Source organism: Shewanella morhuae, from assembly GCF_003028295.1.
GTDB lineage: Bacteria > Pseudomonadota > Gammaproteobacteria > Enterobacterales > Shewanellaceae > Shewanella > Shewanella morhuae.
This window is the reverse complement of record NZ_PYSG01000002.1, coordinates 3,118,749-3,132,654: the sequence shown is the minus strand read 5'-3', so window position 1 is coordinate 3,132,654 and position 13,906 is coordinate 3,118,749. Positions and strand designations below refer to the sequence as shown.

Sequence of the window (13,906 nt, the reverse complement as noted above, 5' to 3'; positions counted from 1 at the left end):
TATGACCATTAATGCCTTTGGCGCTCATGCCAGCCATTTACCGCTTGAACCTATGACGATTACACGGCGCCCACCCGGTGAGGATGACGTGCAGATAAGTATCGACTACTGCGGCGTTTGTCACTCTGATCTCCATCAGGTACGTTCGGAATGGGCGGGGACCTTATATCCCTGCGTCCCCGGGCATGAGATTGTGGGGCGAGTAACCGCCGTGGGCGGGCATGTCTCAAAATTTAAAGTCGGTGACTTGGTTGGCGTGGGTTGCATCGTTGATAGCTGTAAGCACTGCCATGAATGTAGTGATGATCAAGAAAATTACTGCGATCACATGGTGGGTACTTATAACGGCCTAACCCATGACGCGCCTGGGCATACGCTCGGTGGCTACGCGGAGCAAATCGTGGTTGATGAACGTTATGTGCTGCGTATCAGTCATCCGCAAGCGCAATTAGCGGCAGTGGCTCCGCTTCTGTGTGCGGGTATCACCACCTATTCTCCGCTGCGCCATTGGCATGCGGGACCGGGTAAAAAAGTCGGTATTGTTGGCATTGGTGGCCTTGGTCACATGGGAATTAAGCTTGCCCATGCGATGGGGGCTCATGTTGTGGCGTTTACCACTTCAGAATCTAAACGTGATGCAGCCAAAGCCTTGGGTGCTGACGAAGTGGTGGTTTCTAAAAATGCCGATGAAATGGCCAAGCATCTGCAGAGTTTAGATTTGATTGTGAATACCGTTGCAGCTCCCCATGTTCTGGACGCTTTTTTAAGCCTATTAAAACGCGACGGCACTATGACCTTAGTTGGCGCGCCAGCAACAAATCATCCTTCGCCCAATGCGTTTAATCTGATCATGAAACGCCGCAGCCTTGCGGGTTCAATGATAGGTGGGATCCGTGAAACCCAAGAGATGCTCGATTTTTGTGCTGCGCACAACATAGTGTCGGATATTGAACTGATCCGCGCCGACGAGATTAACACCGCCTACGAGCGCATGCTGAAGGGCGATGTGAAGTATCGGTTTGTTATCGACAACGCCACGTTAGCGCGCTAGCTGAACCTTAACCTGAATGTGAATTATGGGTATGCGATGTTTAAGCGTTCTGGCTGTGCGGATGCCCATGGTTTTATGGCTGTTAATGGTTGGCATCGAGGTCGCATCTGCTGCGACCTTTGCGTCAGCAAGTCAACACAATGAGTCTATGGCTATGCCGATTGCAAAAAAGAGTGAAGTAAAGAGTGCTGTAAAGAGTGCTGTAAAAATCCGCATTTTTATCGCACGCCACGGGGCGAATATACGCCAGCAAGCTCGTCACCACAGTTAACCACTCACCCAACGCTGACCAGCAATATAAAGTTTATGAACTTCTACCCGTTTAACGACATTGAAACCATCTCACCACGGTTTTTTGTATAAGCACTGCCGGTGAGGATCTAAAGTAAATAATATTAGTGAGTTTATATTTCTGTTATCAAATGGGCTCAATAAAAACCATTGCAATCAAAGTGGCTGGTTGTTAGATGACATTATTATGACTAATGACGAGCAGCACTAATCATTGCCAAATGACTATTTGAAACAATTACCCGCCTGTATGTAACCATTACCGTGAAATAGGTTTACATTTTTGCGTTGCCAAAATTTTCACATATAAATCTGTGGTTTACGTTTTGGCATGGGACTTGATTAGTTTTTAGGTGTAAATGTTTAGTACAAGGTAACATTAGCATTTTTCTAACTAACCAAGGAATCAACATTATGAATAACGATATAGTGCAAGGTAAGTGGAAACAGGTTTCGGGTACGCTTAAAGCGAATTGGGGTAAATTAACTGACGACGATTTACTTGAAATTGATGGTAATCTCGAAAAGTTTCAAGGCAAGATGCAAGAAAAGTATGGCATGGCTAAAGATGAAGCGAAAAAAGAGTTTGAAAAGTCACACTTATAATTATGTCATTGTAAGTTTATAAAACGAGGGGCTTTTATTTGGCCCCTCATCAATCCCGCCTAATATCTCCAATCCCTCGTTACATGTGACATGTGACTGCCCAAAATGCTGGAGAAACCTGAGAACCGTGATCTAATGTTTTAGCCACTACATCAACAGTAATAACACTTGTATTAGCGATAAAACGCTTCAACTGTGCCTTTTACTGTCATGGTTAGCGGTTGGCCGCGACGATCTAATGATTTTGTTGGGATTTTTACCCAGCCTTCACTTATGCAATATTCTTCGACATCAAAACGTTCTTTGCCGTTGAGCTTAATCCCAATTTCGTACTCGAAAATTTCAGCCACATGATGTGGGCTACGTGGGTTAACAGAAAGGCGATCGGGTAAAGTCGGTTGTGCAGTTGTGTCGTTCATAGTCGTGGTCTGTCGTTATCTATCGTGAAAAAAATGCGTGCGCTATTGTAGGCAATAGCAGCGTGATGCTCAAGACGTTAACTGCACGAAATAAACCGTGTTAGTCATAGTGTGAGGGGGGATTATTTTCTTTAGTTTCAGAACCGCTAACGGCAGGCTACACTTTGGCGCATTGTTTTTAGCGAGCAGGCTTTGCCGATACTTCCATGACCGACAATATTACTATTTTGCTGCCTTCGCTTATTCATCGAATTGGGCGCGATACAGTTAAACAAGCCCAAGCGATAGCCAAACAATATGATTGCGAGCTTAAGCGCGTTCGTCGTTCAAGGAATTGGTGCATTGTAGGCGGCGCGATTAACATTCAATCCTGCACCGCCCATCTACAAGCTGAGCAATTAACAAACCAAACAGCAGAGCGGGCGTTTGGCTACCTTATCCAAAAGCTGACAACGGCGCTGCTGCAACATACCGATAAACTTGAGCCATTAGCGGCTAAGCTCATTCGACTGATCACTGAAAACCCTGCAATCACCTTGGGTGAATTAATGCAGTTGACTCAATGCACTATCACAGAAGCCAGATTGGCACGCTTTAACGCCGACTCTTGGTAGTCGGCTATTGATTCGGCAAGACTTAGTAGCACGCGGCTAATATTTTGCGTATTTATTGCACTCGCTCAGGCTTTAGGTCAAACCCTCACCTAAGCCACATCACCGCGTAACCCTCCGTCTAAACCTCTCCGCTAAACCCCGCCTAAACCAAAGTTAGGCGTATATTACCGACAACATCATTTTGACGCTCAGTAAGATAAGCAATACGGCAAACACCTTTTTCAAAATAGCGACCGGCAATTTATGTGCGAGTTTAGCGCCCAGTGGTGCAGTTAAAAAGCTGGCGATAGAAATCAAAATTACACCAGGCAGATAAACCATACCAACTGCAAAAGGTAACTCTAGTTGGGGTTGGCTATTGATTAAGTAACCTATTGCTCCAGCTGCTGAAATAGGCAAACCTACCGCCGCAGAGGTGCCAATGGCTCGTTTTAACTCGATATTTCGCGAGTTTAAATAGGGCACAGTTAGCGAGCCGCCACCAATTGACACTAATGCCGATATCGCACCAATACCGCCGCCAACGGCGAGCAGTTCTGTGTTACTAATATCTTTTTTCTGGACGATAACCGCTTTTTTGGGGCGCAGCATATTCAGCGCAACGTAACCCATAAAGAGGGCAAAAAAGATGGCGAGATATAATGAGCTGATACGCGCGGCTAAAAATGTCGCCGAAAAGGTGCCAAGCACTACGCCCGGCGCCATGGCTTTAACGATGGGCCATAACACACCGCCTCTAGCATGGTGCGCCCGCGTACTCGATATTGACGTCATCACAATCGATGTCATTGAGGTACCCAGTGCTAAATGCACCACATATTGCGGCGCTATGCCTTGCGCCAAAAATATGCTGGTAAGTATAGGAACCATAATCCCGCCGCCGCCAATGCCGAGTAGCCCCGCCATAAAGCCGGCAAAAAGCCCTAAGGATACAAACGCCAACACCCATTCAATTTCCATTTTTCTACCTTAATGTGTTTATTTTTTGTGATGCAGTCGCTATGACTATTTTCCGTCGAGATGTGACTCTATTATTCATTTGTCGTCATCAAAAGCCTATCAATTAGTTATAATTTTAATAATACGACTCAATAAAGTTGTTATTAATTTGATGTGATAAGCCTTGTTTATGTTATCAGCTTGCTTACTTAAAAGGATGTGATTGATGTTCCGAAGATTTCAAAATATGCGATATACCTCTTTGGGGGGCAACTCGGCAAGAGGTGCCAGTAAGGTATTCAATGCTGTAATGTGACAACCAAGCTGTTCAATTTCACTCACCCGCATTATGTGTGTTTATTTACCTAATGGTACAAGGGTTAATCGGACGCCTTTGGATTATCCGCTGTCAATATTGTGCAACGCAATAGCCGTTTAGCTTTAGCGTATCTTAATATAGCGCACTGTACATTTGTGATACCGTTATGGTGATAGCCAGTTTATGAGCAAACCAAAGGGATCTATTGGCTCATCTGTGAGTCGATTATTCTGCTAGTTAAGGTGCTAACCATGACGGATAAAAAGTTAATTTTCATCTTAAAAATCTGCATCACTATAGGCATTTGCCTGATATTACTTGGTATTTATTTACATAACTATAGTGAAACGATTGATGCAATGGGTGTTAAGGGCATAATGATTAGTGCGGCATGTGTCGCTTTGGGTATGGTGCTGTCATTGCCAACAAAAATGTATCTCACATATCTGCTCGTTATTCGTGAAACCGAGCACCATGATTAGCTTGTATAAACTATTCGATTTATGGTCAGTTTGGTGAGGCGTTAGGTTTTTTTACACCTAAATCTCTTTTGAGTTTTCATCCAGAAGTTAACTATGCTGATTATTTTTTGTAAATAATTTAGTTGATTATAAGTGGCTGATAATACCTGTTATTCCATTGATTTTATTACTGGCATCACCTCGTTTAAACTCACCATTCATTCCATAACGGTTGGGCTGTAGTGCAACATCAGGGAGCAAAAAGGTATAATAAGGTGCACGCGATTCTTTACGTAACGCTACGGTTTACTTAAAGAATATGCGAGATGCGCTATTTTTCTGATGAGTATTTTTTATAAAAAAATAGGCCGTAAATCTACTCATAAATAGTTATCTCTTTATGAGCGATGATGACAAGGGATCTTTTTAACAGGGTGTGCTCAGATTGTAAGCCTAAATTTTGATATTCAGCTTAATTCATTCACTTTTAATTAACAGGCGGCAAATTACATGCGTTCACTCTTTATTCGAATGAGGTTTATCCACTGGTTAGGCGCCATTGCACTTTTTATTAATGCGGCATTTTTTACTGATACCTTATTCTCACAGATTATCCAGTTTATTGTGGTGGCTTTTTTAATTATCCATGACATTGATGAAAAGTTTTGGGGGGTAGATTCACTGAAAAATGTCACTCTTTATATGAAACATTTTGAAAGAAAAGATCTGTCGGTTCCCTGTGAAGTTAATAGCCAATACAACAGTGAGATGGGCAAAGTATTGAGCGTGATTAACGCCTTTCGGGAGAATGTGAAAAAAGCGCTGATTGATATTCAGCAGCAAGCCAGCGCCTCCGACGAGATTTCTATTCAACTTAAAGCTAAGACTCAAAATATTTCGCGCAGAATTCAGCAGCAAGATAATCGGGTCAGCTTTTTAACCGATCAAGTTGAAAACCTCGATAGAACGTCGATTACGTTACAATCTAAAGCCGAAGAAACCCGTACACAGGTTGAAAAAACCCAAGCGGGTTTACTGCGTTCTAACCACACTATGGGCCGAATGGTGACCGATTTAGGCTCATATATTGAGAGTAATGATAGGCTGCAAAATAAGTTTAATGCCTTATCGGAACAGACAAAATCAATTGAAACCGTAGTGTCAGTTATCGACAATCTCGCTGATCAAACTAACTTACTGGCTTTAAACGCGGCGATTGAAGCAGCCAGAGCGGGTGAGCATGGACGCGGTTTTGCCGTGGTTGCCGACGAAGTGAGAAATCTGGCTAAATCGACCCAAGCCAGTCTTGATGAGATTAACCAAATTATTGCTGGCATCACTGAGGCTGTGCTGGATGCCGGTGAACAAATGCGATCGCAATCAATTGCTATCACTTCGCTGTCGGATTACACCACCGCAAGTCAGTCAGAATTAGCGTTAGCCTGTGAGAATATCAATGGGATATTAACGCTTATCGGGCAGGGCAATAAAAATGATAATGTTGATATTCAATATATTAATCAACTTGTTGGCCATGTCGCAAAAGAAATTGAGGTATTAAAAGAACTCTCAAGCTCTAATGCAAATGACTGCGCTGAGCTTGAGCAGCAGGGCCAACATTTGAGCCAAGTAACAGAAAAAATAGTCGTGCAACTCGGTATGTTTAAAACCCAGTAATTACAACCTATCAGATACTGAGCCGTGGTTTAAGGTAACTATAATAATCAGGTGGTATTAACTGCCTGATTTATTAGTTAACTCTACTGCCTTTATTTGATTTTCAATTTGCTCCGCTTCAGCTGTTAGCATTGAATAAGCTCTAATGTCGCCTTTTCTTTGTGCGTGCATAGCTTGCTCAAGTTTGACGGCATAACGCTGGTTGAGCTTTTTTAACGGGTTCGATTTAAATATTGAAAACATCGTAATTTCTACTCAGTTGATTAGTTATGTGTAATACCAATCACATTAACTATCTAATCAGTTCAGAGCCTCACAGGTATTTCAATCCGAGGCGCATTGATGCAGAAATGGTTATTCCCTTTTAAGTCAATGCAACACAGGAGTGAGATGCCTGTGAGGCTCCCGAAGGGCGGGTTTCAACGCGCTTTATACTGCGTTTAAGGCTTTCGACAGAGCACCACTATGTCTTCAATCCTTCGCCTTGTCTAAAGCGCGTTGAACTCCCGCTGAATGAACAGATAGTTAATACGATTGGTATGATACGTTGTTGCGCGTTTTTTGGTTTACTAAGGTGCTGACTAAAAACATAACTTGCGCTACAAATGCCAACATTGTCGTTGTTAACATAATTAACCCAAGACTAATGGGCTAAAAACACCGATAATTCCCCCCTAACGACTCATTACCAATGACGTGCCTTGGTAACTGGGCGGCTACAGACTCGCCTATTTAGTGGAAATCATATTCAATGGAAATCAAAGTTAATTTTCTCGACAATCTTAGACTTGAAGCCAAGTTTGATGATTTTACCGTTACCGCCGATCAACCGATCCGCTATAAAGGTGACGGTTCTGCCCCTAGTCCGTTCGATTATTTTTTAGCATCATCAGCACTTTGCGCGGCCTATTTTGTGAAGGTCTATTGCAAAGCTCGCGATATTCCAACGGATAATATCAGGCTGTCGCAAAATAATATTGTCGATCCAGAAGATCGCTACAACCAGATTTTTCAAATTCAGGTTGAGCTACCCGATGATATTTCGGCTAAAGATCGCGAAGGTATTTTGCGCTCAATTGACCGTTGTACCGTTAAAAAAGTGGTACAAACTGGGCCAGAATTTAAGATTGAAACCGTTGAAAACCTCGATGCAGATGCCAATGCGATGTTGATGGGGCAGCCGTTGGATGCCTCTAGCACCTTTATTTTGGGTAAAGATTTACCGCTAGAGCAAACGATTGCCAATATGACGAGTATGCTGGCTGACCTTGGGATGAAGATTGAAATCTCCTCATGGCGCAATATCGTACCCAATGTTTGGTCACTGCATATTCGTGACGCCGCTTCGCCAATGTGTTTTACCAACGGTAAAGGTGCGACTAAAGAAAGCGCGCTGTGCTCGGCGCTCGGTGAGTTTATTGAACGTTTAAATAACAACTTTTTCTATAATGATCAATTCTTTGGGACTGAAATCGCCAATAGCGAATTTGTGCATTATCCCAATGAAAAGTGGTTTGCGTTAGAAGAAGACGATGCCCTGCCAGCGGGTATGTTAGATGACTATTGTTTAGAGATTTATAACCCAGACGATGAGCTATGTGGCTCGCACTTGATTGATACCAACTCAGGTAACAAAGCTCGCGGTATTTGTGCCATTCCTTATACGCGCAAATCCGATGGTGAAACGGTTTACTTCCCCTCGAACCTGATTGAAAACTTATTTTTAAGTAACGGCATGAGTGCGGGTAATAACTTACAAGAAGCGCATGTGCAGTGTTTGTCAGAAATTTTTGAGCGCGCGGTGAAGCGTCAAATCATCGAGCAAGAAATTGTACTGCCAGATGTACCTATGCAGGTATTGGAAAAGTATCCAAGCATTCTTGCCGGTATCAAGGGCTTAGAAGAACAAGGTTTCCCTGTGGTGATCAAAGACGCTTCACTCGGCGGTCAATTCCCCGTGATGTGCGTAACCTTGATGAACCCGAAAACGGGTGGCGTGTTTGCCTCCTTTGGCGCGCACCCAAGCTTTGAAGTGGCATTAGAGCGTAGCTTAACTGAATTACTGCAAGGCCGTAGTTTCGAAGGTTTAAACGATGTGCCAAAGCCGACCTTTAATAGCATGGCCGTGAGTGAGCCTGAAAACTTTGTTGAGCATTTTATTGATTCAACAGGGGTGATTTCATGGCGTTTCTTTAGCAGTAAATTCGATTATGAATTCTGTGAATGGGATTTCTCTGGCACAACCGAGCAAGAAGCCAGCGGCCTATTTGGTATTTTAGAAACGCTAGGTAAAGAGGTGTATATTGCTGAATTTACCTCTTTAGGTGCATCGGCATGCCGAATTTTAGTACCTGATTACTCTGAGGTTTATCCGGTTGATGATTTGATTTGGGACAACACCAATAAGTCACTTATCTATCGTGAAGATATTTTAAATCTACACTCGTTGAGCACAAAGCAGTTAGTCAACTTGGTCAATCGCTTAGAAGAAAGCCAGCTCGATAATTACACGGATATCCGCACTCTGATTGGCATTGTATTTGATGAAAATACTGTGTGGGGTAAGCTAACGATCATTGAGCTTAAGATTTTGATTTATTTGGCATTAGGCGCACATGAGGATGCAATAGAGTTGGTCGGTGAGTTCCTGCAATTTAACGACAACACTGTGAAGCGTGTTTTGTTTTATCAAGCAGTTAATGCTGTGCTTGAAATCACCTTAGATGACGAGTTAGTGCTGGATGACTTTATGCACAACTTCAACCGCATGTTTGGCGTCGAAGTGATGGAGAATGTTGTTGGTTCAGTCACAGGTAAAGTGCGTTTTTACGGTCTAACGAAGACTAGCATGCAGCTTGAGGGGATTGAGCCGCATTTAAGATTAATTGAAAGCTATAAAAAATTGCATCAAGCCCGTAAAGCCGCTGCTGAAACGAAGTGATAATGTTAATTTAATAGCTTGATGTAATTGAACCACTTTAATCGCGAGCCTTATGGCTCGCTTTTTTATTCAGCATAATTCTATTTTTTATCGTAAATATTAACGTTTTATCGTGGGTATGAGCAGGCAGTATTTAAATATGTTTTGCTATCACTTGGTTTTTGCCGCTACGTTTGGCCTGATAGAGCGCGGCGTCGGCGCGTTTTAATGTTTCTTCATAGGATTTATCGCGCGGATGGATACTCGCCACACCTATGCTCATCGTTGCAAATACCCCATCAACGATATGTTTTTGCAATTCAATGTATAAACATTGGCAGAGATGTTCTGCAAAGGCTAAAGCTTGTTCCAGTTGTTGCCCAGGAAGGGTAATAACAAACTCATCGCCGCCAAAACGATAGGCATTATCTATTGCTGTTAGCTGTTTTCGGCAGGTGTCAGCCACTGCAATAATTACTTGATCACCGATATGGTGGCCTAAATTGTCGTTAATGGCTTTTAAATGATCGAGATCGAGGACCAAAATGGAGGCCGAAGTATGATTGTGCTGATAGGTCTCAAATTGTTCGGTTAAATCTTGCTCTAATCTGCGGCGGTTAAATAATCCGGTCAGTTGATCTGTATCGCTAAACTGGCGTAGTTGGATTTCAAGTTCGTGCCGTTGTGAGATATTACTGGCGACCCAAAGTACAACGGGCTCGTTATCAACAAGAAAATCCAGCGCTTGAATTCGACCTTCAAACCAAATGGGGTGTTCTGGCCCGTTATCGGGTAAGCCTTTGACATCTTTACTACTGAGTTCATATTCTTCAATCAACAATTTATGGCTGCTTAATGCCATCTCGATCGTCGTTAAAAAGTAATTGAGTTTGTCAGTTTTTAACACATCAGCAAGATACAAGCCGATTAAGCCGCTACCATCATGATAATAACGCCCATCTTTACCGCCAAATACGGCGATATATTTTCCACTTTTTGATAATACAAAAGTAGGATCTGGCAATGCATCAAGTACTAAAGCCATCTGTTCAATGTTGATCATTTATAGGTTCCCTGTGGAAACTCAGCTTATCCAGCAGTGTGTGTATCTTAGTTGTCATCAGCGTTAGCGACAAATAAATCTTATTAATGCAGATTAATTTAGTGATTTTTAGTCACGGCAGGCACTTTTATCTTACTGTTTATGTTAGCAAATGAAATCGTAGCCATGCTGATTAAGTCTGCATTAAGTCTGCATTAAGTCTGTATTAATCATATTGTCGTAGTGGCCTAAATCATAAAATGCTATCAGCACACTTAGAGAGTGACGGTTTTTCGAGTACACTCACAGGCTTGAATTTCGAAGCCAATTGACTGATACAGGTATTCTTACTATGCAAACCGCCGATGATTTTATTGAACATTTAGCACTAGAGCAGCATGTTGAAGGTGGTTATTATCGATCTTCTTACCGCTCTGAGACGTCATTTGACTCAACTCGGGCGTTATGGAGCAGCATTTATTTTTTGTTGCGCACAGATGAGGTTTCCCATTTTCACCGCTTGACTGCTGATGAGATGTGGTATTTCCAAGCTGGACAATCCCTAACGATTTATATGATTGATCCTGAAGGAGTATTAACCACTGCGCAGTTAGGGCTCGATTTAGCAGCCGGTGAGCGGCCACAATTTTTAGTACCTAAGGGCTGTATTTTTGGCTCAGCTTTGAATCATGCAGGCTTTTCATTAGTGGGCTGCATGGTATCGCCAGGTTTTACCTTCGACGATTTTGAGTTATTTAGCCAAGAATCACTGTTAGAGCAATATCCGCAGCATAGTGAAATTATCCAACGATTAAGCCGAAAACAAACCGAGGTTTAATTTTATTAACCTCTGCTGGATTAGCCGATAACGCAATGCGATATCGATGGCGGATTTGGTATTTAGTGGCGCCAATCGCACTGGAAATGCCTTAATTTTAAGCAATTGTACTCGATGTAAAGTGTTCTGCACGACAGACCTTGTTTAATCGGTATTAACCACGTAAAACATATTTTTTGGCGTAGCTCATGTACCCAGTGTTATGGAGTAATTGAATTTGGAACACTTAGTGTGGCAACTCGATCCTGTATTAGTCTCGTTTATGGGGCTCAAAATACATTGGTATGGCGTGTTATTTGCTGTCGCTATCACCGCAGGTTTTCAGGTGATGAAGCGAATTTATATTCAAGAAAATCTCGATGTTGAGTCACTCGATAATTTACTCATTTATTGTGTTGTCGGCATTATCGTCGGTGCCCGTTTGGCCCATTGTATTTTTTACGATCCGGATTATTACTTTGCCCACCCACTGAAAATTCTAGCGATTTGGGAAGGGGGTTGGCGAGTCACGGTGGTGGGCTAGGCGCGATTCTGGCGCTGTATTATTACCAACGTAACGTGAAGCTACCCTTCTTATTTTTGTTGGATAGACTGGCGATTGCCACCGCCATTTTTGGTTTTTTTGTGCGGATGGCAAACTTTGCCAACTCAGAGATTTTAGGCGACCCAACGACTCAACCTTGGGGCATTATCTTTGCCCGTGTTGATATGTTACCAAGGCATCCGGCGCAGCTCTATGAGGCGTTTGCGTATTTAGCTATCTTTATTGGTCTGTATGTTCTGTATCAATATACTCAAATTAAACAACGGCACGGGGCTATTTTTGGCCTGTTCCTAGTGTCGGTATTTAGTGCGCGTATTGCGATTGAGTCAATTAAAGTCAGCCAAGCGGCTTACTCTGAAACACTCTTAAGCGCGGGCCAATTACTCAGCCTACCTTTCCTCGCTGTAGGCATCGTCTTGTTGTTTTTGGCGTATCGAAATAAGCGCGCTTAAGTCCTAATATTGATGTGCTGAAAAGGCTTTCTATCTCAATAGAGAGCCTTTTTTTATTGATAAATGCACATCATTGAGAGTTGTCTAACGTTTTTACGACATTGGTCACTTTGCCAATTGAGTGGCGCATAATATTGTAATAAAATTACCAGTAAAATTGAGGGTAAGGGCGTTTTAGCTTATTTTTTCGCCTTTATTCAATGTTTTATTATGGTTTATGGCTTTTCATGAAAGTATCTTTCAGTATTTTGCTCAGTCGCCTTGCCAATATACTGTTTAGATAGATTCATTGACCTAGCGCTCACACTCGCTATTCGTTCTCTATTTGCAGGAATTCTTCGTGGCTAAAACACCCAAAACATTGCAGCAGCGCATGAGCATCGTTGCCCTAACTTGGCCGATTTTTGTCGAGACCTTGTTGCAATCGCTGCTTGGGATTAGCGACATTTTTATGCTCAGCCATTATTCCGATAACGCGGTAGCGGCGGTGGGGCTCACGACTCAGCTGATGTTCTTCATGATGGTCATGTCGATGATGGTCAGCACGGGTGCTAGTATTTTAATTAGCCAAAATAACGGTGCAGGTCAGTCGCAGCAGGCTGTCGATATTGGGGTGGCAAGTATTGCATTGAGTTTGTTACTTGCGCTGATTATGGGCTCGTCAATGTTCTTCGGCGCTAAGGGGATTATCGGCCTGTTTGCGCTGGAACACGATGTAGCAGGTTTTGGCTATGACTATTTAGTGATTTGCGGCAGCTTGAGTATTGGCCTAGTGATGAACATTGCTTTTGCTGCAATTTTAAGAAGTTACGGTTTTACTCGCTCAGCCATGTTAGTGACGTCAAGTACAGGTTTGATGAACGTCATCGGTAACTATATTGCCCTGTATTCTCCCTTTGATTTACCTGTTTATGGCGTGACTGGGGTAGCCATATCTACAGTGACCAGCCAGATTATCGGCGCTGTGATTATGTTACTGGTGATCCGTTATAAAAAAATCCCGCTGCCACTGCGTCGCCTTAAATTATTACCGCGCAGCACTTATTGGAGCGTGATGCGTATTGGCTTACTTAATGCTGGTGAGATGCTGTCTTACAATGTCGCGCAGATGACCATCATCTATTTTATCAGCCAGATGGGTACTTTATCGCTTACGGCTTACACCTATGGGTTGAACATTAGCCGATTTATCTATTGTTTTGCGGTGGCACTTGGGCAAGCGACGCAAATTCAGACTGGGTACTATGTTGGTAAACAATGGTTTGATGAAATCACCACGCGGGTGCAGCGTTACTGTTTGGTGGGTTTTATCACTTCGTTAGCCATAGTGTTAATTTTTTATTGGCAGCGATTCACTATTATTGGTTGGTTGAGTGACAATGAGGAAGTCATCCAATTAACGGCGTTATTACTGGCCGGCTCTATCGCGCTTGAAACTGGACGGGTATTTAATTTAGTGATTATCTCGGCATTAAAAGGTGCCGGTGATGTGGCGTTTCCGGTGCGGGTTGGGCTCTTGAGTATGTGGGGTATTGGGGTTTTATTGGCATGGTTATTTGGCCTTCACTTAGGCTATGGCGTACTTGCCGCTTGGCTTGCCGTGGCCGCCGATGAATGGGTGCGTGGTTTGATTATGGTATATCGCTGGCGCTCCGGTCGTTGGCAGCGTTTTAATCGCATTCCTAGTGTGAATTCGCTTTAGCGATTTTTGAGTGCACTCAATGATAGCGCAG

Annotated in this window: 13 protein-coding genes and 1 pseudogene; 10 read left to right on the top strand and 4 right to left on the bottom strand. The window is 43.0% G+C overall.

Annotation, left to right across the window (positions count from 1 at the left end):
• Window position 1 precedes the first annotated feature (1 nt).
• From C9I43_RS14180 to C9I43_RS14170, 3 genes are all read left to right on the top strand, one after another.
• Complete coding sequence (locus C9I43_RS14180; RefSeq protein WP_107883885.1) at window positions 2-1,051, top strand: NAD(P)-dependent alcohol dehydrogenase; 1,050 nt, start codon at window positions 2-4, stop codon at window positions 1,049-1,051.
• 67 nt (window positions 1,052-1,118) lie between these two features.
• On the top strand, window positions 1,119-1,322 hold the full coding sequence (locus C9I43_RS14175) for a hypothetical protein (protein WP_146157138.1): 204 nt from the start codon (window positions 1,119-1,121) through the stop codon (window positions 1,320-1,322).
• A gap of 434 nt (window positions 1,323-1,756) precedes the next feature.
• Window positions 1,757-1,948 (top strand): CsbD family protein, encoded by a 192-nt coding sequence (locus tag C9I43_RS14170; protein ID WP_107883881.1) that lies wholly within the window; start codon window positions 1,757-1,759, stop codon window positions 1,946-1,948.
• Window positions 1,949-2,121: 173 nt separating this feature from the next.
• Here C9I43_RS14170 and C9I43_RS14165 read toward each other — a convergent pair whose 3' ends face one another.
• The gene (locus tag C9I43_RS14165) at window positions 2,122-2,367 is read right to left on the bottom strand and encodes a DUF3297 family protein (protein WP_076498848.1); all 246 of its coding nucleotides are present in this window, start codon (window positions 2,365-2,367) and stop codon (window positions 2,122-2,124) included.
• Between the two features lie 206 nt (window positions 2,368-2,573).
• Between C9I43_RS14165 and C9I43_RS14160 the strand changes: the two genes are divergently transcribed.
• Entirely contained in the window at window positions 2,574-2,981 is a 408-nt protein-coding gene (locus C9I43_RS14160) for a ribosome recycling factor family protein (RefSeq protein ID WP_076498845.1), read from the top strand.
• A gap of 153 nt (window positions 2,982-3,134) precedes the next feature.
• Here the strand turns inward: C9I43_RS14160 and C9I43_RS14155 are convergent, their stop codons facing one another.
• Entirely contained in the window at window positions 3,135-3,941 is an 807-nt protein-coding gene (locus tag C9I43_RS14155; RefSeq protein ID WP_107883879.1) for a sulfite exporter TauE/SafE family protein, read from the bottom strand.
• A gap of 549 nt (window positions 3,942-4,490) precedes the next feature.
• Between C9I43_RS14155 and C9I43_RS14150 the strand changes: the two genes are divergently transcribed.
• Window positions 4,491-4,721 carry a hypothetical protein gene (locus tag C9I43_RS14150; protein ID WP_076498840.1) on the top strand — a complete coding sequence of 77 codons (231 nt, stop codon included), beginning with the start codon at window positions 4,491-4,493 and terminating at the stop codon, window positions 4,719-4,721.
• Between the two features lie 489 nt (window positions 4,722-5,210).
• Entirely contained in the window at window positions 5,211-6,377 is a 1,167-nt protein-coding gene (locus C9I43_RS14145) for a methyl-accepting chemotaxis protein (protein WP_076498838.1), read from the top strand.
• A gap of 57 nt (window positions 6,378-6,434) precedes the next feature.
• On the opposite strand, the gene C9I43_RS14140 is transcribed toward C9I43_RS14145, so the two are convergent.
• A complete protein-coding gene (locus tag C9I43_RS14140) occupies window positions 6,435-6,620 on the bottom strand; it encodes a DUF6435 family protein (protein WP_107883877.1) in 186 nt (61 codons plus the stop codon).
• 508 nt (window positions 6,621-7,128) lie between these two features.
• Between C9I43_RS14140 and C9I43_RS14135 the strand changes: the two genes are divergently transcribed.
• Window positions 7,129-9,318, top strand: coding sequence for an OsmC domain/YcaO domain-containing protein (locus C9I43_RS14135; RefSeq protein ID WP_107883875.1), 2,190 nt, complete (start codon window positions 7,129-7,131; stop codon window positions 9,316-9,318).
• A 133-nt stretch (window positions 9,319-9,451) separates the two neighbouring features.
• Here the strand turns inward: C9I43_RS14135 and C9I43_RS14130 are convergent, their stop codons facing one another.
• Window positions 9,452-10,360: a GGDEF domain-containing protein gene (locus C9I43_RS14130; protein ID WP_107883873.1), complete on the bottom strand. Its 909-nt coding sequence runs from the start codon at window positions 10,358-10,360 to the stop codon at window positions 9,452-9,454.
• A gap of 331 nt (window positions 10,361-10,691) precedes the next feature.
• On the opposite strand from C9I43_RS14130, the gene C9I43_RS14125 reads away from it, so the two are divergent.
• From C9I43_RS14125 to C9I43_RS14115, 3 genes and pseudogenes are all read left to right on the top strand, one after another.
• Window positions 10,692-11,177, top strand: a complete 486-nt coding sequence (locus C9I43_RS14125; protein WP_076498827.1) for a cupin domain-containing protein — start codon at window positions 10,692-10,694, stop codon at window positions 11,175-11,177.
• Window positions 11,178-11,394: 217 nt separating this feature from the next.
• A pseudogene (lgt, locus tag C9I43_RS14120) lies at window positions 11,395-12,173 on the top strand (prolipoprotein diacylglyceryl transferase).
• A gap of 340 nt (window positions 12,174-12,513) precedes the next feature.
• Window positions 12,514-13,875 carry an MATE family efflux transporter gene (locus C9I43_RS14115; RefSeq protein WP_107883871.1) on the top strand — a complete coding sequence of 454 codons (1,362 nt, stop codon included), beginning with the start codon at window positions 12,514-12,516 and terminating at the stop codon, window positions 13,873-13,875.
• Window positions 13,876-13,906 lie beyond the last annotated feature (31 nt).

Excerpts from the sequence above, each read along its gene's own strand:
- C9I43_RS14160 (WP_076498845.1), top strand. The coding sequence starts at position 2,574 with ATGACCGACAATATTACTATTTTGCTGCCTTCGCTTATTCATCGAATT.
- C9I43_RS14175 (WP_146157138.1), top strand. The coding sequence starts at position 1,119 with ATGGTTTTATGGCTGTTAATGGTTGGCATCGAGGTCGCATCTGCTGCG.
- C9I43_RS14155 (WP_107883879.1), bottom strand. The coding sequence starts at position 3,941 with ATGGAAATTGAATGGGTGTTGGCGTTTGTATCCTTAGGGCTTTTTGCC.
- C9I43_RS14125 (WP_076498827.1), top strand. The coding sequence starts at position 10,692 with ATGCAAACCGCCGATGATTTTATTGAACATTTAGCACTAGAGCAGCAT.
- C9I43_RS14145 (WP_076498838.1), top strand. The coding sequence starts at position 5,211 with ATGCGTTCACTCTTTATTCGAATGAGGTTTATCCACTGGTTAGGCGCC.
- C9I43_RS14135 (WP_107883875.1), top strand. The coding sequence starts at position 7,129 with ATGGAAATCAAAGTTAATTTTCTCGACAATCTTAGACTTGAAGCCAAG.
- C9I43_RS14165 (WP_076498848.1), bottom strand. The coding sequence starts at position 2,367 with ATGAACGACACAACTGCACAACCGACTTTACCCGATCGCCTTTCTGTT.
- C9I43_RS14180 (WP_107883885.1), top strand. The coding sequence starts at position 2 with ATGACCATTAATGCCTTTGGCGCTCATGCCAGCCATTTACCGCTTGAA.
- C9I43_RS14150 (WP_076498840.1), top strand. The coding sequence starts at position 4,491 with ATGACGGATAAAAAGTTAATTTTCATCTTAAAAATCTGCATCACTATA.
- C9I43_RS14170 (WP_107883881.1), top strand. The coding sequence starts at position 1,757 with ATGAATAACGATATAGTGCAAGGTAAGTGGAAACAGGTTTCGGGTACG.
- C9I43_RS14130 (WP_107883873.1), bottom strand. The coding sequence starts at position 10,360 with ATGATCAACATTGAACAGATGGCTTTAGTACTTGATGCATTGCCAGAT.
- C9I43_RS14140 (WP_107883877.1), bottom strand. The coding sequence starts at position 6,620 with ATGTTTTCAATATTTAAATCGAACCCGTTAAAAAAGCTCAACCAGCGT.